Annotated in this window: 14 protein-coding genes; 5 read left to right on the top strand and 9 right to left on the bottom strand. The window is 67.5% G+C overall.

All coding sequences use genetic code 11. The features are described from left to right. Positions 1–9: 9 nt before the first annotated feature. From EAO76_RS29950 to EAO76_RS29940, 3 genes are all read right to left on the bottom strand, one after another. The gene (locus EAO76_RS29950; protein ID WP_148839024.1) at positions 10–984 is read right to left on the bottom strand and encodes an ABC transporter permease; all 975 of its coding nucleotides are present in this window, start codon (positions 982–984) and stop codon (positions 10–12) included. Next, positions 977–1,900: an ABC transporter permease gene (locus EAO76_RS29945; protein ID WP_148839023.1), complete on the bottom strand. Its 924-nt coding sequence runs from the start codon at positions 1,898–1,900 to the stop codon at positions 977–979. The genes EAO76_RS29950 and EAO76_RS29945 overlap by 8 nt, the downstream gene beginning before the upstream one ends. Positions 1,901–2,007: 107 nt before the next feature. Next, the gene (locus tag EAO76_RS29940; protein ID WP_148839022.1) at positions 2,008–3,639 is read right to left on the bottom strand and encodes an ABC transporter substrate-binding protein; all 1,632 of its coding nucleotides are present in this window, start codon (positions 3,637–3,639) and stop codon (positions 2,008–2,010) included. Positions 3,640–4,148: 509 nt separating this feature from the next. Here EAO76_RS29940 and EAO76_RS29935 point away from each other — a divergent pair. The 5 genes from EAO76_RS29935 to EAO76_RS29915 all read left to right on the top strand — a co-directional run bounded on the left by EAO76_RS29935 (position 4,149) and on the right by EAO76_RS29915 (position 10,250). After that, a complete protein-coding gene (locus EAO76_RS29935) occupies positions 4,149–5,174 on the top strand; it encodes an ABC transporter permease (RefSeq protein ID WP_187438835.1) in 1,026 nt (341 codons plus the stop codon). Between the two features lie 74 nt (positions 5,175–5,248). Then, the gene (locus EAO76_RS29930) at positions 5,249–7,033 is read left to right on the top strand and encodes an ABC transporter substrate-binding protein (RefSeq protein WP_148839021.1); all 1,785 of its coding nucleotides are present in this window, start codon (positions 5,249–5,251) and stop codon (positions 7,031–7,033) included. An 87-nt stretch (positions 7,034–7,120) separates the two neighbouring features. Next, a complete protein-coding gene (locus tag EAO76_RS29925) occupies positions 7,121–8,101 on the top strand; it encodes an ABC transporter permease (protein WP_148839020.1) in 981 nt (326 codons plus the stop codon). Positions 8,102–8,172: 71 nt separating this feature from the next. Next, the gene (locus tag EAO76_RS29920) at positions 8,173–9,138 is read left to right on the top strand and encodes an ABC transporter ATP-binding protein (protein WP_262376003.1); all 966 of its coding nucleotides are present in this window, start codon (positions 8,173–8,175) and stop codon (positions 9,136–9,138) included. 26 nt (positions 9,139–9,164) lie between these two features. Next, complete coding sequence (locus EAO76_RS29915; RefSeq protein ID WP_148839018.1) at positions 9,165–10,250, top strand: ABC transporter ATP-binding protein; 1,086 nt, start codon at positions 9,165–9,167, stop codon at positions 10,248–10,250. A 292-nt stretch (positions 10,251–10,542) separates the two neighbouring features. On the opposite strand, the gene EAO76_RS29910 is transcribed toward EAO76_RS29915, so the two are convergent. The 6 genes from EAO76_RS29910 to typA all read right to left on the bottom strand — a co-directional run bounded on the left by EAO76_RS29910 (position 10,543) and on the right by typA (position 19,107). Then, complete coding sequence (locus EAO76_RS29910; protein ID WP_148839017.1) at positions 10,543–11,793, bottom strand: ABC transporter ATP-binding protein; 1,251 nt, start codon at positions 11,791–11,793, stop codon at positions 10,543–10,545. Then, the gene (locus EAO76_RS29905) at positions 11,786–12,844 is read right to left on the bottom strand and encodes an ABC transporter ATP-binding protein (RefSeq protein ID WP_148839016.1); all 1,059 of its coding nucleotides are present in this window, start codon (positions 12,842–12,844) and stop codon (positions 11,786–11,788) included. The genes EAO76_RS29910 and EAO76_RS29905 overlap by 8 nt, the downstream gene beginning before the upstream one ends. A 14-nt stretch (positions 12,845–12,858) precedes the next feature. After that, entirely contained in the window at positions 12,859–13,812 is a 954-nt protein-coding gene (locus EAO76_RS29900) for an ABC transporter permease (protein ID WP_148839015.1), read from the bottom strand. Further along, positions 13,805–14,731 carry an ABC transporter permease gene (locus EAO76_RS29895; protein WP_148840382.1) on the bottom strand — a complete coding sequence of 309 codons (927 nt, stop codon included), beginning with the start codon at positions 14,729–14,731 and terminating at the stop codon, positions 13,805–13,807. The genes EAO76_RS29900 and EAO76_RS29895 overlap by 8 nt, the downstream gene beginning before the upstream one ends. A gap of 150 nt (positions 14,732–14,881) precedes the next feature. Continuing rightward, the gene (locus tag EAO76_RS29890; protein ID WP_148839014.1) at positions 14,882–16,525 is read right to left on the bottom strand and encodes an ABC transporter substrate-binding protein; all 1,644 of its coding nucleotides are present in this window, start codon (positions 16,523–16,525) and stop codon (positions 14,882–14,884) included. A 677-nt stretch (positions 16,526–17,202) separates the two neighbouring features. Next, positions 17,203–19,107, bottom strand: coding sequence for a translational GTPase TypA (gene typA, locus EAO76_RS29885; RefSeq protein ID WP_148839013.1), 1,905 nt, complete (start codon positions 19,105–19,107; stop codon positions 17,203–17,205). Positions 19,108–19,586: the final 479 nt, after the last annotated feature.

The raw sequence follows: 19,586 nt of genomic DNA, 5'->3' as shown, positions 1-19,586 counted from the left end.
GCGGGCTCCTCAGCGCAGCTTGGGGTCGAGGGCGTCGCGCACCGCGTCGCCGAGCATGATGAAGGCGAGCACGGTGATCGCCAGGGCTCCGGCGGGCCAGAGCAGCATGTGCGGGGCGTTGCGGATGTACTGGGACGCGGCGGAGATGTCGATGCCCCAGGAGACGGCCGGCGGTTTCAGGCCGACGCCGAGGAACGACAGGGTCGCCTCCAGCGAGATGTACGTACCGAGTGCGATGGTCGCGACGACGATGACCGGCGCGATGGCGTTCGGGGCGATGTGGCGGAGCATCATCCGGGTGTTGGAGGCGCCGAGCGCCCGTGCCGCCTGCACGTAGTCGTTCTGTTTGGCGGTGATCACGGAGCCGCGGCCGATGCGGGCGATCTGCGGCCAGCCCAGCAGCACGATGAAGCCGATCACCGGCCAGACGGTGGAGCTGGTGACCACGGAGAGGAAGACCAGGCCGCCGAGGACCACGGGGATGCCGAAGAAGACGTCGGTGATGCGGGAGAGGATCGAGTCCCACCAGCCGCCGAAGAAGCCGGCCAGGGCGCCGAGCAGCCCGCCGAGCAGGGTGACGCCGAGGGTGGAGCAGACGCCCACCGTGACCGAGTTCCTGGCCCCGTAGACGGTCCGGGTGTAGACGTCGCAGCCCTGTCCGTCGAAGCCGAAGGGGTGGCCGGGCTGGGAGCCCTCCTGGGCCTTGCCCAGGTCGCAGTCGAGGGGGTCCTGGTCGGCGATCAGCGAGGGCCAGATCGAGATGATCACCAGGAAGAGGATGACCAGGGCGGAGATGATGAAGACCGGGTTGCGGCGCAGGTCCCGCCAGGCGTCGGACCACAGGCTGCGCGGCTTCTGGGCGGGGCCGGTGCCCTCGGGGCCGCCCGGCGTCTTCTCCAGGGTCGTGCCCTCCTCCAGGGCGAGGTCCATCGCACCTCCCGCTCCGGCCGACGAGATCGCCTCGTCCGGTGTCTGCTCAGGCATAGCGGATCCTCGGGTCGAGTACGGCGTACAGGAGGTCGACGATCAGGTTCGCCGCGAGGAAGACGAGGACCAGGATCGTGACGAAGCCGACGACGGTCTGGGAGTTCTGGCGCAGGATGCCCTGGTAGAGCTGGTAGCCGACGCCGTGGATGTTGAAGATCCGTTCCGTGACGATCGCCCCGCCCATCAGGGCGCCCACGTCGGTGCCGATGAAGGTGACGACCGGGATCAGCGAGTTGCGCAGCAGGTGCCGGACGACGACGCGGCGTCGGGGCAGGCCCTTGGCCACGGCGGTGCGGACGTAGTCGGCGCGGGCGTTCTCGGCGATCGAGGTGCGGGTGAGCCGGGTGACGTAGGCCAGGGAGACCGAGGCGAGGACGAGCCCGGGGACCAGCAGTTCGTTGAAGGGGGCCTCCGGCGAGACGGAGGGTTTGATGACGCCCCACTCGACGCCCAGCAGGAGTTGCAGCAGCAGGCCGGTGACGAAGGTCGGGATGGAGATGACGACCAGGGTCAGGATGAGCACGGTGGTGTCGACGGGGCGGCCGCGGCGCAGTCCGGTGACGACGCCGAGGCTGATGCCGATGACGATCTCGAAGACGATCGCCACGATGGTGAGCCGGATGGTGATGGGGAAGGCGGTGGCCATCAGCTCGGTGACCTTCTGCCCGTTGAACGCGGTGCCGAAGTCTCCGGTGAAGACATTGCCCATGTAGGTGAGGTATTGCTGCCACACGGGCTTGTCGAGGCCGAATTCCGCACGGAGCTGGGCCGCGGTCGCCGGGTCGCACTGGCGGTCGCCGCAGAGACCCGCGATGGGGTCGCCCATCACATTCACCATGAGGAAGATCAACAGCGTGGTGCCGAAGAAGACCGGGATCATCTGCAGCAGCCGCCGGATCACATAACGTCCCATGAGGGGCTCCGGAGGTCGCGGGGGTCAGGAACTCGGGGCTGGGGAGTGACSCGTCGGGGCCGGGTGACCGGTGCGGGGAAGCACACCGGCCGTCCGGCCCCGACGSGTCACTTGACCTTGATCTGCTCGTACACCGGGACGCTGAACTGGTTCAGGCTGACGTCGGAGATCCGGTCCGAGTAGCCGGCGCTGCCGTTCTGGTACCAGAGCGGGATGACGGGCATCTGGTCGGCCAGGACCCTCTCGGCGTCCTGGAAGGTCGAGACGGCCTTGGCCTTGTCCGTCTCGGCGTTGGCCTTGTCGACCAGGCCGTCGAACTCCTTGTTGCTCCACTTGCCGTCGTTGGACGAGGCGTTGGTGTAGTAGAGCGGCTGGAGGAAGTTCTGGATGAGCGGGTAGTCCATCTGCCAGCCGGCCCGCCAGGCGCCGGTCAGCTTCTGCTGGGTGACCTGGCTGCGGAAGTCGGCGAAGGTGCCGACGGGGCCGCCGACGCACGCCTTGTTGTCGCCCATCACCTTGTTGATGCTGTTGCAGATGGCGTCGACCCACTCCTTGTGGGAGCCGGTGTCGGCGTTGTACGAGATCTTGAGCTGGCCGCCGGGGATGCCGCCGCCCTCCTCGATCAGCTTCTTGGCCTTCGCCGCGTCGTACTCGCAGGGCGCGCCGCACAGCCCCTCCTTGAAGCCGCCGTCCGCGCCGAGGACCGGGGAGGTCCAGTCGGACGCGGGGGTGCGGGTCTTCTGGAAGATCTGGTCGGTGATCTGCTGCCGGTTGATCGCCATCGACAGGCCCTGGCGGACCTTGACGCCGCCGGGGGTGTCCCACTTCTTGTCGTAGAAGGGGAAGGCGAGGGTCTGGATGATGCCGGCCGGGGTGTTGATGTAGCGGTCGCCGAGGTCCGCCTTCACGTTCTTCAGCTGCGAGGCGGGCACGTCGTCGACGAGGTCGAGGTTGCCGGCCGTCAGGTCCGTGTAGGCGGTGTTGTTGTCGGTGTAGACCTTGAGGTCGATGCCGCCGTTCTGCGCCTTGTCGTCGCCGGGGTACCCGTCCCACTTGCGCAGGCTCATCGCCGAGCCCTTGGTGTACTTGTCGACCTTGTACGGGCCGTTGCCGATGGGCTTGGACACCCAGGCCGCGTGGTCGGTGAAGAAGGCCTCGGGCAGCGGGGCGAAGGCCGGGTAGCCGAGGGTGTCGGGCCACAGGGAGAACTTCTGCGACAGCTTGACCGTGAAGGTCCGGTCGTTGACGGTCTTCAGGCCGGAGAGCGTGGCCGCGGTGGCGGCGCCGGAGTCCGGGTGGACCTTGTCGTATCCGTCGATGTAGCCGAAGAAGTAGGCGTTCTTCTGGTTGTTCTTCAGCAGGGCGCCGTAGTTCCAGGCGTCCACGAACGACTTCGCGGTGATCTTCTCGCCGTTGCTGAAGGTCCATCCGTCCTTCACGGTGATGGTGAAGTTCTGGTTGTCCTTGGTCTCGATCTTCTCGGCGAGCATGTTGTCGGCCGCGCCGGTCTTCGGGTCGTACCTCTTGAGTCCCCGGAAGATCATGTCGAGGACCTTGCCGCCCTGGACCTCGTTGGTGTTCGCCGGTTCGAGCGGGTTCTGCGGGTCACCCCAGGAGGAGCTCACGATTCCGTCGGCCCCACCGCCGCCACTGCTGCCGCCCCCTCCGCCGCATGCCGTCGCCGCCAGGGCGACGACCACCGCACATGCGGCCCACCTGGCCTGTGTGGCTCCGCGCATGGAGTGCCTCCTCTTGGTGCTCCGTCTCACTTGGGGTCAAATATCACCGCACAAGGGACAAGATGCACATTTACTCCACCCATTCGGGCGCGTCGGGGCCCCACCCGAGTGGCACCGCGCCCGCCCCTCCGGTTCATCCCGCCCCGGCCCGCGCGGGCCGGAAAAAGGGGAGGTCCGGGCGCCCGCCGCGCAGCGGAGAGGTAACGGCTGCGCATCGAATGCGCATCGTCCGCGAGCCCGTCCGCCCGGATGTACGGATTCCGAGACGGCAGCGCCCGCATATCGGACTCATTGCCGGACTTCGACCGTTAAGTCACGAACATGTCTTCGAAAAACCCAAGCGGAAGCAAAGCCACTCCCCGGAAAAGATAATGCGATGGCAAAGATTCCAAAGAGCGTCCCAAGGGCGTCGGACATTCATTGACCCTGCATGAATTGCGTTGAAAAAGTCCGGGTAGCCCGTAGGTGTTGCCCTGCGGAGTCCTTCGACCCTCCGGGCCAGGAGCACCATGACGATTCCAACCCCGCAAGCAGCCGCGCCACTTGAAGCGGTTGATGCGAAGCAGGCGATATCCGACAAGTCCGCCTCGAAGGGCGGCGACGGACGGTCCCCGGGCAAGATGGCCTGGCGGCGCTTCAAGCGCGACCGCACCGGCGTGATTTCGGCCTATGTGGTCATTTTCTTCTTCGTGGTCGGCATATGCGCCCCGCTGATCGCGAAGTTGTACGGCAAGGACCCGTACACGACGTACGGGCAGAACGAACCCGGTCTGCTGGACGACTTCGGCTCCCCGATGCTGCCCAACGGCGGCATCAGCGGCGACTTCTGGTTCGGCATCGAGCCCGGACTCGGCCGGGACGTCTTCACCTTCCTGCTCTACGGGATCCGCAACTCCCTGCTCATCGCCGCCGCGACCACCCTGCTGGTGACGGTGATCGGCATCGCCGTCGGCATCACCGCGGGCTACCTGGGCGGTAAGACCGACTACTTCGTGGGTCGGGTCATCGACATCCTGCTGGCCTTCCCCTCCACGCTCTTCTTCATCGGCTTCTGGCCGGTGATGATCTCGATCCTGGTCTCCCCGGAGGAGAACACCCCGGTCTGGCTGACCGTCGTCAGCCTCATCACGGTCATGACCGCATTCGGCTGGGCCTCCATCGCCCGACTGCTGCGCGGCGAGGTACTCGCCCTGCGGGAGCGGGAGTTCGTCGAGGCCGCCAAGGTCACGGGTGCGTCTCCGGCGCGCATCATCTTCAAGGAACTGCTGCCCAACCTCTGGACGCCGATCCTCATCCAGGCCACGCTCGCGCTGCCCCTGTACGTCACCGCGGAGGCGGGCCTCGCCTTCCTCGGTGTCGGGCTGACCTCCCCGACACCCGACTGGGGCGTGATGATCCAGCGCGGGTCGGAGGTCTACCAGAGCGACATCACCTTCATGCTCTTCCCCGGCGCCGCGATGGTGATCTTCGTCATCGCCTTCAACCTGCTGGGCGACTCGGTGCGTGACGCACTGGACCCGAAGACCAAGCGCTGAACCGCACTTCCTCCGGCCGGGCGACGGGGCCCACCGGACTGAACGTTTCTCTCCATCGACCAGAGCAGGAAGCCATGTCCCTTTCCCGCAGAAACTTCGTCATCGCCACGTCGGTCGCAGCCGGCGGTTCGATGGTCCTCTCCGCGTGCAGCAGCGGCAGCACGGCCAAGAAGGGCGGCGACAACGCCGGGCACGGCGGCGCCGACAAGTACACCGGCTCGGTCGTCGTCGGCACGAAGGCCGACTCCACCGGTCCGGCCCCCGAGATCGCGGGCGCGAAGAAGGGCGGCACGATCCGCGGCATCGCCCCGGACGACTTCTCGCACCTGGACCCGCAGCGCATCTACTTCTCGTGGAACTCCGCGGTCGGCGACCTCTTCATCCGCGGTCTGACCGGCTACAAGATCGCCGCGGACGGCTCGATGAAGCTGGTCGGCGACCTCGCCACCGACGCGGGCACCATGTCCGACGGCGGCAAGACCTGGACCTTCACCCTGAAGGACGGTCTGAAGTGGGAGGACGGCAAGGAGCTCACCGTCGAGGACGTGCGCCACGGCATCGAGCGCGGCTTCGCCAGCTTCACCACCGAGGGCGCCGGCTACGTCCAGAACGCGCTGGTCGGCCCGGGCGACTACCGCTCGAAGTACAAGGGCCCGTACGGCGGCAAGCACCTCGACTCGGTCGTCATCGACGCCAAGGCGAAGACGATCGTCTTCAAGCTGGCCGAGCCCCGCCTGGACCTGAACTTCACCCTGGCGATGAACTCCTACGCGGCCGTCCCGGTCAAGGGCGACACCAAGGAGAAGTACGACAAGGACCCGATGAGCTGCGGTCCGTACCGGATCAAGGCGCACTCCGTCGACAAGTCCATGACGCTGGTGCGCAACCCGCACTGGGACCCCAACATGGACTCGATCCGCAACGCGTACCCGGACAGCATCGTCTACGAGTTCGGCCCCGAGTCCCTCCAGGCCACCGACCGCCTGATCGCCAACGACGGCGACGACCAGTACGCGGTCATGGCGTACAGCGGCGTCCCGGCCGAGCGCATCCAGAAGGTCCTCACCGACCCCGAGCTGAAGAAGCGGACCTTCAACGGCCTGCTGACCGGCATCTACTACTACGCGATCAACACCAAGCGGATCACCGACGTGAAGGTGCGTCAGGCGCTCATCCACGCCTGGCCGCTGGAGCAGATCCGCAAGATCTACGGTGGTCCCTCGGCCGGTGACTACGCGACCTCCATCCTCAGCCCCGACATCCTCGGCTACGCCAAGGACGACGTCTACGGCAAGCTGAAGAAGCCGATGGGTGACCCGGAGGCGGCGAAGAAGCTGCTGAAGGAGGCCGGCAAGGAAGGCCAGAAGGTCGTCTACGCCTTCCCGCAGAGCAACACCTACGACAAGACCAAGGTCGTCATCGAGAACGCCCTCAAGGCGGCCGGCTTCGACCCGGTCATGAAGCAGCTGGACTCCACCAGCTACTACGACCAGATCCAGCAGATCGACAACAAGTTCGACGTGATGTGGTTCGGCTGGTCCCCGGACTGGCCGACCGGCTACACCCTGATGCAGCCGCTCTTCGACGGCAGCACGATCGCCAACGGCGCGAACAACATCTCGCAGCTGAACGTCGACTGGGTCAACGAGGCCATCAAGAAGAACAACCTCATCGCCGACCCGACCGAGGCCGGCAAGGCCTGGGCCGCGCTGGACAAGCGGATGATGACGGAGGAGGCGCCGATCATCCCCGAGACGTACCAGCGCCGCTTCTACCTCCACGGCGAGAAGGTCGGCGGGGCGATGTTCCACCCGCTGTTCTCCTCGGCCGTCTTCTACAAGCTGTTCGTGAAGGCCTGACGCCGACACTCCCCGGGCGGGGCGCCCCTGCGGCGCCCCGCCCGCCCCACTCCCCCTCGTCGGCGTCTGCCAGGGAAATCCATCGCCATGTTCCGCTTCCTCATCCGCCGGGCAATCGGCGCACTGGTCATCCTGCTGATCATCAGTGTCATCACCTTCGTCCTCTTCTACATAGCGCCCCGCGATCCCGCCCGCGCCGCCTGCGGCAAGGTGTGCACGCCCGAGACACTGGCGCTGGTCAAGCACAACCTGGGCATCGACGACTCGCTGCCGGTGCAGTTCTGGCACTGGCTGCAGGGTGTGTTCGTGGGCCGGGAGTACCAGTCCTTCGGCAACTGCCCGGCGCCCTGCCTCGGTTACTCGTTCCACAACCGCGAGCCGGTCCTCGGCACGATCATCGACCGCTTCCCGACGACGCTCTCCCTCTCCATCGGCAGCGCCTTCGTCTTCGTCATCTTCGGTGTGGGCACCGGCATGATCGCCGCGGTCAAGCAGGGCAAGGCGCTGGACAAGATCGCCTCCTCGGCGTCGCTGATCGGCTCCTCGATGCAGATCTACATCGTCGGTGTGGTCGCCATGTACTACCTCGCGGACCAGTGGCACATCCTGAGCCGCCCCAAGGAGGTCCCCTTCACCGAGGACCCGGCCGGCTGGTTCTCCGGGCTGCTGCTGCCCTGGCTGGTGCTGGCGCTGATCTTCACCGCCAACTACACCCGCATGGCGCGCTCCCAGCTCGTCGAGACGCTGAGCGAGGACTACGTGCGCACCGCACGCGCCAAGGGTCTGTCCCGGCGGACGGTGTTCTTCAGATTCGCCTGGCGCGGGGCCATGGGCCCGATCGTCACCATCTTCGGCCTCGACATCGGCGTCCTGCTCGGCGGCGCGATCATCACCGAGAAGACCTTCGGTCTGCACGGCATCGGCGCGCTCTCCATCAAGGCGGTCGCCGACAACGACCTGCCCCTGCTGCTCGGTGTCGTCCTGGTCGCGGCAGGCGCGATCGTGGTCTTCAACATCATCGTCGATGCCGTCTACGCCCTCATCGACCCGCGCGTCCGCCTCGCCTAGGGAGAGATCCAGTGAGCACCCCCTTCCTCTCCGTACGCGACCTGCGCGTGCACTTCTCCACCGAAGACGGCATGGTCAAGGCCGTCGACGGGCTGTCCTTCGATCTGGAGAAGGGCAGGACCCTCGGCATCGTGGGCGAGTCCGGCTCCGGCAAGTCCGTCACCAACCTGACGATCCTGGGCCTGCACCACCCCGATCACACCGAGATCGAGGGCGAGATCCTGCTCGACGGCCAGGACCTGCTGACCGCGTCGGAGCGGGAGCTGGAACGGCTGCGCGGCAACAAGATGGCCATGATCTTCCAGGACGCCCTGGCCTCGCTGTCGCCGTACCACACCATCGGCAGGCAGATCGGCGAGACGTACCGCAAGCACACCGGCGCCTCCAAGAAGGAGGCCCGGGCGCGGGCCGTCGAGATGCTGACCAAGGTGGGCATCCCCCAGCCCGACCTGCGGGTGGACGACTACCCGCACCAGTTCTCCGGCGGCATGCGCCAGCGCGCGATGATCGCCATGGCGCTGGTCTGCGACCCGTCGCTGCTGATCGCGGACGAGCCCACGACCGCGCTGGACGTCACCGTGCAGGCCCAGATCATGGACCTGCTCAAGGACCTCCAGCAGGAGACCGGCACCTCGATCGTCTTCATCACCCACGACCTCGGCGTCATCGCCGACATCGCGGACGACGTGCTGGTGATGTACGGCGGGCGCTGCGTCGAGCGGGGCACGAAGAAGGAGGTGCTGCGGGCGCCCCAGCACCCGTACACCTGGGGTCTGCTGGGCTCCATGCCGAGCCTGGACGGCCCGGTCGACGTGCCGCTCTCGCCGATCCCCGGTTCCCCGCCGAGCCTCCTCAACCCGCCGAGCGGCTGCCGCTTCCACCCGCGCTGCTCGTTCACCGAGCAGGTCGGCGGCGGGCTCTGCGCGAGCGAGCAGCCGCCGCTGGAGCTCACCGCCGGGCGCGGTGCCGCCTGCCACCTCACCGCCGAGCAGCGCGCCGAGTTCTTCACGGACTTCGCCGGCAACCGGCCCAACTGACGTACAAGAGACGGGACTTCCCCACCATGAGCAGTAAAGATCCCCTCCTGGACGTCTCCGGACTTACCAAGCACTTCCCGATCAAGGGCGGCTTCCCGATCCGGCGGACGGTCGGCGCGGTCCAGGCCGTCGACGGGCTGGACTTCACCGTCTCCGAGGGCGAGAGCCTCGGTCTGGTCGGCGAGTCCGGCTGCGGCAAGTCGACGACGGGCCGGCTGATCACCCGCCTGCTGGAGCCGACGGCCGGCCGGATCTCCTACCGCGGGCAGGACATCACCCACGCCACGCGCAAGGAGCTGGCCCCGGTCCGCTCCGAGATCCAGATGATCTTCCAGGACCCGTACGCCTCGCTGAACCCGAGGCAGACCGTCGGCAAGATCATCACGGCGCCGATGGAGATCAACGACATCAACCCCGCGGGCGGGCGCGAGGCGCGCGTGCGGGAGCTGCTGGAGACCGTCGGACTCAACCCGGAGCACTACAACCGCTTCCCGCACGAGTTCTCCGGCGGCCAGCGCCAGCGCATCGGGGTGGCCCGCGCGCTCGCCCTGGAGCCGAAGCTGATCGTGGCCGACGAGCCGGTCTCGGCGCTGGACGTGTCGATCCAGGCCCAGGTGGTGAACCTGCTGCAGAAGCTGCAGCAGGAACTCGGCATCGCGTTCCTGTTCATCGCCCACGACCTGGCCGTCGTGCGGCACTTCTCGCAGCGCGTCGCGGTCATGTACCTCGGCCGGATCGTGGAGATCGCCGACCGCGAGGACCTGTACGGCAATCCGCGCCACCCCTACACCAGGGCGCTGCTCTCCGCCGTGCCCGAGGTGGGCGTCGAGGACACCGCGGGCCGTGAGCGCATCCGCCTGACCGGCGACGTCCCGTCCCCGGTCAACCCGCCCTCGGGCTGCCGCTTCCGCACCCGTTGCTGGAAGGCGACGGACAAGTGCGCGAGCGAGGCGCCGCCCCTGGTGCGGGTGGAGGGCAGCCGGGAGGGCCATCTGACGGCCTGCCACTACCCCGAGGACGCCCAGTCCGTCGCGGCCGTCCCGAAGGCCCGCGAGGAGGCCGGGATCGCGCCCGGCGAGCAGAAGGACGAGAACCTCGAGTCCGGGGGCTGACGCCCCTCTCCCGGCCCGGGAACCGAGCACGCCGGCCCATTGACCCGAGCCGCCTGCGCGCCCGGTTCCCGGGCAGGCGGGAAGAAGCGCCCGGGAACCGACCGATTCCCGGGCGCCTTCGCGTTCCCGCCGCCGGACCGGAATCACGGTGCGGGCCGGTACGAGTCGATCCCGGCCCGCACCGTCATGAACAGTGGAGGGTGACGGTGCGCGCGCCTGCCGGAAACGACGGGAAGCGCCCGGAACCGATCGGTTCCGGGCGCTTCCCGTGTCCTGCGGGTCGTACTACGGGCTACGAGGACGAAGCCGCGCCGACGACGTCCCGCTCCTCGGCGAAGTGGCAGGCCGACTCGTGCGCCGCGGGGCTGTCCGAGTCCTTGAAGCGCTCGGGGATCGCCAGCAGCGGCAGCTCCGTGGAGCACTTGTCCTGGGCCTTCCAGCAGCGGGTGCGGAAGCGGCAGCCGGACGGCGGGTTCGCCGGCGACGGGACGTCACCGGTGAGGATGATCCGGTCGCGCCCCTCACGGGCGTCCGGGTCCGGGACCGGGACCGCCGACAGCAGCGCCTGGGTGTAGGGGTGCGTCGGGTGGTCGTAGATCTCGGTGTCGGTGCCGATCTCGGCCATCTTGCCGAGGTACATGACGCCGACCCGGTCGGAGATGTGCCGGACGATCGACAGGTCGTGCGCGATGAAGAGGTAGGACAGGTTGAACTCGTCCTGGAGCTTCTCCATCAGGTTGATGACCTGSGCCTGCACCGACACGTCGAGCGCGGAGACCGGCTCGTCGCAGATGATGATCTCCGGGTTGAGCGCGAGGCCGCGGGCGATGCCGATGCGCTGGCGCTGACCGCCGGAGAACTGGTGCGGGTACCGGTTGATGTACTCCGGGTTGAGCCCGACGACGTCCAGCAGCTCCTGGACCTTCCTGCGGCGGTCACCCTTCGGGGCCACCTCGGGGTGGATGTCGAAGGGCTCGCCGATGATGTCGCCGACCGTCATGCGCGGGTTCAGCGAGGTGTACGGGTCCTGGAACACCATCTGGATGTTCCGGCGGACCGCCTTCAGCGCGCGCCCGGACAGCCTGGTGATGTCCTGGCCCTTGTAGAAGACCTCGCCGGCGGTCGCGGTCTCCAGCGTCATCAGCAGCTTGGCGACGGTGGACTTGCCACAGCCGGACTCGCCGACGATGCCGAGGGTCTCGCCCTGGTAGAGGTCGAAGGAGACCCCGTCCACGGCCTTGACCGCACCGACCGACTTGCCACAGCCGGACTCGCCGACGATGCCGAGGGTCTCGCCCTGGTAGAGGTCGAAGGAGACCCCGTCCACGGCCTTGACCGCACCGACCTGGCGCTTGAACAGGATGCCCTGGCTCAGCGGGAAGTGCTTGACCAGATTGCGCACCTGGAGGATCGGCTCGCCGCGTTCCACCGGGGCTTCGAGCGCGGCGACCGCGGCCGTCTCGTCGGCGGTGTCGACCGTCACGACCTCGGTGACGTTCGGGGTGGCGTCCATGGAACCGTCAGTCTTGTCGAGCTCAGCCATGGATCGTCTCCTTCCAGAAGTGGCAGGCGCTGCCGCGACCGGGCAGTTCGGTGCCGTCCTGCTCGGAGACCGGCACCAGGGCCGGAATCTCCGTGCGGCAGATGTCCTCCGCCTTGGGGCAGCGCGGGTTGAAGGCGCAGCCGGACGGGATCTTGAGCAGGTTGGGCGGCAGGCCCTTGATCGCGTAGAGCTCCTGGCCCTTCTGGTCGAGCCGCGGGATCGAGTCGAGCAGACCGCGGGTGTACGGGTGCGCGGGCCGCTTGTACAGCTCGTGCACCGGCGCCGTCTCGACGATCCGTCCCGCGTACATGACCGCGATCTTGTCCGCGACGTCGGCGACGACGCCGAGGTCGTGGGTGATCAGGATCAGGCCCATGTTGAACTCGGTCTGGAGCTCGCTGAGCAGGTCCATGACCTGGGCCTGGACCGTCACGTCGAGCGCGGTGGTCGGCTCGTCCGCGATGATCAGGTCCGGTTCCAGGGCCAGCGCCATGGCGATCATGATGCGCTGGCGCATGCCGCCGGAGAACTGGTGCGGGTAGTCGGTGACCCGCTGCTTGGCGGCAGGGATCTTGACCCGGTCCATCAGCTCGATGGCCTTGGCCTTCGCCTGCTTCTTGGAGAGTCCCTGGTGGACCCGGAACATCTCGCCGAGCTGGTAGCCGACCGAGAGCACGGGGTTGAGGGAGGAGAGCGCGTCCTGGAAGATCATCGCGATCTTCTGGCCGCGGATCTTCCGCCGCTCCTCGTAGCTCATGGTGAGCATGTCCTGGCCGCGGTACAGGATCTGGCCCTGCGGGATCTTGCCGGGCGGCATGTCGAGGATGCCCATGATCGCCTGGGCGGTCACGGACTTGCCGGAACCGGACTCACCGAGCACGGCCAGGGTCTCGCCCGCGTCCACGCTGTAGTTCACACCGTTGACGGCCTTGGCGACCCCGTCCCGGGTGTGGAACTCCACGTGCAGGTCACGCACTTCGAGGAGCGGGGCGTCGCCCGATCCTCCGGCACGGGGCGCCGGGATGTCTGCTGTCTTGTCCATGATGGTCACGTCGTACGCCCTCCTCAGCGCAGCTTCGGGTCGAGGGCGTCGCGGACCGCGTCGCCGAGCATGATGAACGCGAAGACCGTGAGGCTGAGCATTCCTGCCGGGAACAGCAGCGCATGCGGGTTGTCACGGATGGCCTGGCTGCCCTCCGCGATGTCGATGCCCCACGAGATCGTCGGGTCCGCGAGTCCGAGTCCGAGGAACGAGAGCGTCGCCTCGGCCGAGATGTAGCCGCCGAGCGCGATGGTGGCCACGACGATGGTCGGGGCGAGCGCGTTGGGCAGTACGTGCCGGAAGAGGATGCGCGAGGTGCCGGCGCCGAGGGCGCGGGCCGCCGTCACGTAGTCCGCCTGCTTGGCGGTGATCACGGAGGACCGCATCACACGGCAGATCGAGGTCCAGCCCAGGAAGGCGAGGGCCAGGATCACCACGTACACCTTGCGGTCGGTGAAGGCGTTCAGGACGACCATCGCACCGAGCAGGAAGGGGATGCCGAAGAAGATGTCGGTGATCCGGGAGATGATCGAGTCGAGCCAGCCGCCGAAGTAACCGGCGAGCATGCCCAGCAGGCCGCCGACCAGGGTGACCGTGGCGGTGACGCCGACGCCGACCAGGATCGAGGCACGGGTGCCGTAGACGACACGGGCGTAGATCGAGCGGCCCTGACCGTCGTAACCGAACCAGTCGGGCTGGAAGAAGTGCCCCAGCTCCGGCTTGGTCAGGAAGTGGTTGGTCAGGTCGCCGTCGCGCGGGTCCGCACCGGTGAACAGCCCCGGGAAGGCGGCGACGATCAGCAGGAGCAGCAGCAGGATCGAGGAGATCCAGAACATCGGGCGGTGGCGCAGGTCGAACCACGCGTCGCCCCAGAGGCTGCGCGGCTTGCCCTGCTCCTTGGTGGCGCCCTCGGCGGCCGCGGGCGCGGCAGTGGCGTCCACCGCTGCTTCGGTCGTGGTCTTGGTCGCGTCAGGCATACCGGATCCTCGGGTCCAGGACCGCGTACAGCAGGTCGACGAGCAAGTTGATCACAAGGATGACGAGGACGAAGACCGTGACGACGCCGACGATCGTCGAGCCCTCGCGCTGCTGCAGCGCCTTGAAGAGCAGGTTCCCGACACCCTGGACGTTGAAGATGCCCTCGGTGACGACCGCGCCGCCGATGAAGCCGCCGACGTCCGTACCCAGGAAGGTGATGACCGGGATCAGGGAGTTGCGCAGCAGGTGGACACCGACGATGCGGCGCCGCGGCAGGCCCTTGGCCATGGCGGTGCGCATGTAGTCGGCGCGCAGGTTCTCCGCGAAGGTCGTGCGGGTCAGTCGTGCCACGTACGCCATGGAGAGCATGGCGAGCACGAAGCCCGGCAGGAACAACTGCGCGTAGTCCGTGGAGTCCTGGACGTTCGGTGCCACCCAGCCCAGCGTGTCCGCGAGGACGAAGCGGGCGAGGAAGCCGAGCACGAACACCGGGATCGAGATGACGATCAGGGTGAAGATCAGCACGCCGGTGTCGGCGGCCTTGCCGGCCCGCAGGCCCGCCCAGGCGCCGAGCCCGATGCCGACGATGATCTCGATGATCATGGCCACTGCGGTCAGACGCAGGGTCACCGGGAAGGATTCGGACATCTCGTCGATGACTTCGCGGCCACCGAAGGTCTTGCCGAAGTCGCCCTGGAAGAGATTCGCCATGTAGTCGACGTATTGCTTCCACAGGGGCTGGTCGAGCCCGAACTCATGGCGGAGCGACGCGACCTGTGCGGGGTCGGCCGCCTTGTCTCCCCACATCGCCCGGATCGGATCGCCGGGAAGGATGTGGACCATGAGGAAAATAATCAGAGTGGTCCCGATGAACACCGGGATCATCTGGAGCAGTCGCCTTGCGACGTAACGCCCCATCATGCCTCCATGCCGTGAGGGGTCGGCGATGGCCTACTCAGAGGTGTCTCCGCCGCGGGGGTGTGGGGGAGAGCCCCGGGGCCTACGCCCGTGGGCCGGTTACGCCGTCCCTCGTGAGGGACGGCGTAACCGGCCTTCGGATCCCGATGGTTACTTCTTGGTCTTCACCTGGACGTCGGTGAAGATGGGGTCGCCGTCCTGGCCGTAAACGATCTTGCCGAAGACGTTCTCGGACTGACCCGAGTTGTTCTTGTAGAACCACAGCGGGATGGCCGGCATGTCGTTCTTCAGGAGCTGCTCGGCCTCCTGGTACATCTTCACGGTCTCGTCGAGCGTCTTGGCCTTGTCGGCGTCCGCGGCGAGCTTGTCGAACTCCTTGTTGGAGTAGCCCGAGGTGTTACCGGCGGCGGTGGTGCCGTACAGGTCGCGCATGAAGTTCGAGTTGACCGGGTAGTCGAGCACCCAGCCACCGCGGTACATGGACTTGACCTGCTTGTTGTCGCGGGCGTTCAGGTCCGCCTGGAAGTCCGGCTTGGAGTCGCCGGTGCACTCGACACCGGTGGCCTTGCGGATGCTGTTGCAGACCGCGTCGACCCACGGCTTGTGGGACTGGTCGGCGTTGAACTGGATCGAGATCTTGTTGCCCGGGACGCCGCCGCCCTCTTCGATCAGCTTCTTGGCCTTGGCCGGGTCGAACTTCGTGATGTCACCGAGGGCACCGGGCTTGTAGCCGAGCACGCCGCGGGCGACGTACGAGTCGGCCGGGGTACGGGTGCCGTGCAGCACGGTCTTGGTGATCGTGTCACGGTCGATGGCCATCGACAGGCCCTGGATGACCTTGGGGTCGATGTCCTTGAACTGCTTGGTGTAGAACGCCGGGACGATCGACTGCACCGCGGAGTACTCGGCGTCGATGGCACGGTCGCCGAGGTCCTGCTTGTAGCTGGTCAGCGAGGTGGTCGGAACCTGCTCGATCCAGTCGAGGTTGTTCGAGCGCAGGTCCGAGTAGGCGGCCTCGGCGGTGGTGTAGTTCTTGAAGTCGATGCCACCGTTCTTGGCCTTGTTCGGGCCCTGGTAGTCGTCGAACTTCCGAACCTTGATCAGCTTCTTGTGGTCCCACGAGACGAACTTGTAGGGGCCGTTGCCGATCGGCTTCTCGCCGGCGGCCTTCGGGTCCTTGAAGAAGACCTCGGGCAGCGGCGCCCAGACGTCGTAGCCGAGCTTGTACGCGAAGTACGAGACCGGGCCGGTCAGGGCGATGGTGAAGGTGTTCTCGTCGACGACCTTCAGGCCGGACATCTTGTCGGACTTCGGGTCACCCTTCTCCGGGTGGACGTCCTCGTAGCCCTTGATGTCCTGGAACCAGCTGGAGTTGGTCTGGTTGTTCTTGACGTTGGCCGACCAGTTCCAGGAGTCCACGTAGGACTTGGCGGTGACCGTGGTGCCGTCGTGGAACTTCCAGCCCGGCTTGAGCTTGACGGTCCACACCGACGAGTCGGCGTTGGGCGTCACGGACTCGGCGTTGACGTACGTGAGCTTGCCGGTGCCGGGCTCGTAGTCGACCAGGCCGGAGAAGATGGTGCGCAGGACACGGCTGCCCTGGCTCTCCTTGGCGTTCGCCGGCTGCAGCAGGTTCTGCGGCTCGCCGAGCTGGGCGGTCAGGATCCCGTTCGGGTCCGCCTTGCCCGAGTTCATGCCACTGTCGCTGTCCTTGTCGCCACCACCACAGGCGGTCGCGGCCAGGGCGATGATGGCCGCACCTGCGACCCACTTGGCGCTCTTGGCACCACGCATGGGTTTCCTCCTCATGAGTCCACTTTTGACTACAAGAAGGGCACTGGAGTGATACACCGACACCCCTGACGGTGATCGTTTCAGTGCCCCTAGTGTGCTCGTGAGTCGGCACTCCCCACAGTGCGTGACCCATTGACCCGAGCTCAATGGAGCCAACTATTAAGTACGACCGGGCCGTAAACCACACTTAAGGGGTCTCGTTTTGACAACATCGAGAGACCTCGATTGCCCGAAATCCGGACAAAGTGATCTCAGACAGACACCCTCGAAACGGACCGTTAACGCAGCTTTCGGAGAGCGACGATCGATATCCGGACGGATCGCCGGAGAAAACCACTGGACAAGGGCATGATCGGGCTGCCGGATGATCATGTGTCCGGCCCTCCCCGTCGCGGATGCACACGACCGCACCCCGGCGACGCGCACCGGCGCCCCCGCACCCTGCCCACGAATGATCCCGCACAACCGTCGCGACCGTGCGGACACCCCCTCGAAAGGACGTCCGGCGGAGCCCCGGAACACCGCACGAGGGCCCGGCCCCCCGTCAACTGACGGAAGACCGGGCCCTCGTGGTGCACCGGGACGCACATCGGCGTGCGCGGCGCTCCGCGCACCCGACGCCGCGTCAGCGCCCGGCGCGCGGCACAAAGCCGGCGCCGGACGCGTGCGGGGTCACCTCAGCGCTTGGCGCGCGACGCGGTGCGGCCGCGCTCCTTCTGGTCCAGGACGACCTTGCGGATGCGCACGGCCTCCGGGGTCACCTCGACGCACTCGTCGTCGCGGCAGAACTCCAGGGACTGCTCCAGGGAGAGCTTGCGCGGCGGCACGATCGCCTCGAAGGAGTCGGCGGAGGAGGAGCGCATGTTGGTGAGCTTCTTCTCCTTGGTGATGTTCACGTCCATGTCGTCGGAGCGCGAGTTCTCACCGACGATCATGCCCTCGTAGACCTCGGTGCCCGGGTCGGTGAAGAGCACGCCGCGCTCCTGGAGGTTGGTCATCGCGAAGGCGGTGACCGCGCCCGCGCGGTCGGCGACCAGCGAGCCGTTGTTGCGGGTCGTCAGGGTGCCGAACCACGGCTCGTGGCCCTCGTGGATGGAGTGGGCGATGCCCGTGCCGCGGGTCTGCGTCAGGAACTCCGTGCGGAAGCCGATGAGGCCGCGGGAGGGCACGACGAACTCCATGCGGACCCAGCCGGAGCCGTGGTTCGACATGTTGTCCATGCGGCCCTTGCGGACGCCCATGAGCTGCGTGACGGCGCCCATGTGCTCCTCGGGCACGTCGACGGTCATGCGCTCGACCGGCTCGTACGTCTTGCCCTCGACCTGCTTGGTGACCACCTGCGGCTTGCCGATGGTCAGCTCGAAGCCCTCGCGGCGCATCTGCTCGACCAGGATGGCCAGCGCCAGCTCGCCGCGGCCCTGCACCTCCCAGGCGTCGGGGCGCTCGGTGTCCAGGACGCGGAGCGAGACGTTGCCGATGAGCTCGCGGTCCAGGCGGTCCTTGACCTGGCGGGCGGTGACCTTGCGGTCCTTGACCGCGGCCTTGGCGTCCGCACCCTTGCCGGAGCCGCCGCGGCCGACCAGCGGCGAGGTGTTCGTACCGATGGTCATGGAGATCGCGGGCTCGTCGACCGTGATCAGCGGGAGCGCGACCGGGTTCTCCGGGTCGGCCAGCGTCTCGCCGATCATGATGTCCGGGATGCCGGCCACGGCGCAGATGTCACCGGGGCCCGCCACCTCGGCCGGCTTGCGGGTGAGCGCCTCGGTCATCATCAGCTCGGAGATGCGGACGTTGGAGACCGTGCCGTCGCGCTTGATCCACGCGACCGTCTGGCCCTTGCGCAGCTCGCCCTGCTCGACGCGGAGCAGCGCGATGCGGCCGAGGAAGTTGTCGGCGTCGAGGTTGGTGACGTGGGCCTGGAGCGGCGCGTCCTCCTCGTACGCCGGGGCCGGGACGTGCGCCAGGATGGTGGAGAAGAACGGCTCCAGGCTGGTGGAGTCGGCCGGGACGGTGCCGTCCTCGGGCTTGGTGAGGGACGCGATGCCGTCACGGCCGCAGGCGTAGACGATCGGGAACTCGATCTGGTCCTCGTCGGCGTCCAGGTCGAGGAAGAGGTCGTACGTCTCGTTGACGACCTCGTCGATGCGGGAGTCCGGGCGGTCCGTCTTGTTGATGCACAGGATCACCGGCATCCGGGCCTGGAGGGCCTTGCGGAGCACGAAGCGGGTCTGCGGCAGCGGGCCCTCGGAGGCGTCGACCAGCAGCACGACCGCGTCGACCATCGACAGACCGCGCTCGACCTCGCCGCCGAAGTCGGCGTGGCCGGGGGTGTCGATGATGTTGATCGTGATGGGCGCCCCGCCGTCCTTGGGGTGGTACTTCACCGCCGTGTTCTTGGCGAGGATCGTGATGCCCTTCTCACGCTCCAGGTCGTTCGAGTCCATGACGCGGTCGTCGACGGACTCCAGCTGGTGGGCGGCGAACGCCCCGGCCTGCTTGAGCATGGCATCGACGATGGTCGTCTTGCCGTGGTCGACGTGGGCGACGATGGCTACGTTACGGATGTCGTGGCGCGTGGGCATGGGTGGCTTGCGCTTCTCTCGGATCGTGGGATCAGGCGTCTCAGTCGGTCTCGGGTTCCTCGTACGCCCGCCGGGCGGACGCGCCACGGCTTGTCCATGGTACGGGGCTGACGCCGCCGCGGCTTCCCGGGCGAGCGCCGCCGGGCCTCCGGACGGGTGCGCGGCACCGCGCTCGGGGCGCGGAAGCACGGCCGTACGGGCCGGTGGGCGCACGGCACCGACCCCCTCGCGGGCGGCGGCGCGGGGTGGCGGGCGGCCTGCGGAATCGTCCGCGACGACGGGCGGGAGCGAGGGACGCGCCGCGCCCGCTCCCCCGGTCCGTCCGGCGCCGGTCCGCGTCCACTTCGCGTTTCCGCCTCCGTGACCGGCTGTTCCGGCGATCGTCATCGACCGGTCCGGCCACGGTCGCCCGGCGGCGGAAGCGGACGGCGTCGGCGCATCTCGGAGGTGGGGCTCCGGGACGGGGGTTCCGAGGACCC

Source organism: Streptomyces sp. sk2.1, assembly GCF_008120935.1.
Classification (GTDB): domain Bacteria; phylum Actinomycetota; class Actinomycetes; order Streptomycetales; family Streptomycetaceae; genus Streptomyces.
This window is presented reverse-complemented; position numbering and strand designations above follow the sequence as displayed.

Coding starts and splice junctions, on each gene's coding strand:
- EAO76_RS29900 (WP_148839015.1), bottom strand. CDS start 13,812: ATGCCTGACGCGACCAAGACCACGACCGAAGCAGCGGTGGACGCCACT.
- EAO76_RS29915 (WP_148839018.1), top strand. CDS start 9,165: ATGAGCAGTAAAGATCCCCTCCTGGACGTCTCCGGACTTACCAAGCAC.
- EAO76_RS29895 (WP_148840382.1), bottom strand. CDS start 14,731: ATGGGGCGTTACGTCGCAAGGCGACTGCTCCAGATGATCCCGGTGTTC.
- EAO76_RS29950 (WP_148839024.1), bottom strand. CDS start 984: ATGCCTGAGCAGACACCGGACGAGGCGATCTCGTCGGCCGGAGCGGGA.
- EAO76_RS29940 (WP_148839022.1), bottom strand. CDS start 3,639: ATGCGCGGAGCCACACAGGCCAGGTGGGCCGCATGTGCGGTGGTCGTC.
- EAO76_RS29930 (WP_148839021.1), top strand. CDS start 5,249: ATGTCCCTTTCCCGCAGAAACTTCGTCATCGCCACGTCGGTCGCAGCC.
- EAO76_RS29935 (WP_187438835.1), top strand. CDS start 4,149: ATGACGATTCCAACCCCGCAAGCAGCCGCGCCACTTGAAGCGGTTGAT.
- EAO76_RS29945 (WP_148839023.1), bottom strand. CDS start 1,900: ATGGGACGTTATGTGATCCGGCGGCTGCTGCAGATGATCCCGGTCTTC.
- typA (WP_148839013.1), bottom strand. CDS start 19,107: ATGCCCACGCGCCACGACATCCGTAACGTAGCCATCGTCGCCCACGTC.
- EAO76_RS29890 (WP_148839014.1), bottom strand. CDS start 16,525: ATGCGTGGTGCCAAGAGCGCCAAGTGGGTCGCAGGTGCGGCCATCATC.
- EAO76_RS29925 (WP_148839020.1), top strand. CDS start 7,121: ATGTTCCGCTTCCTCATCCGCCGGGCAATCGGCGCACTGGTCATCCTG.
- EAO76_RS29920 (WP_262376003.1), top strand. CDS start 8,173: ATGGTCAAGGCCGTCGACGGGCTGTCCTTCGATCTGGAGAAGGGCAGG.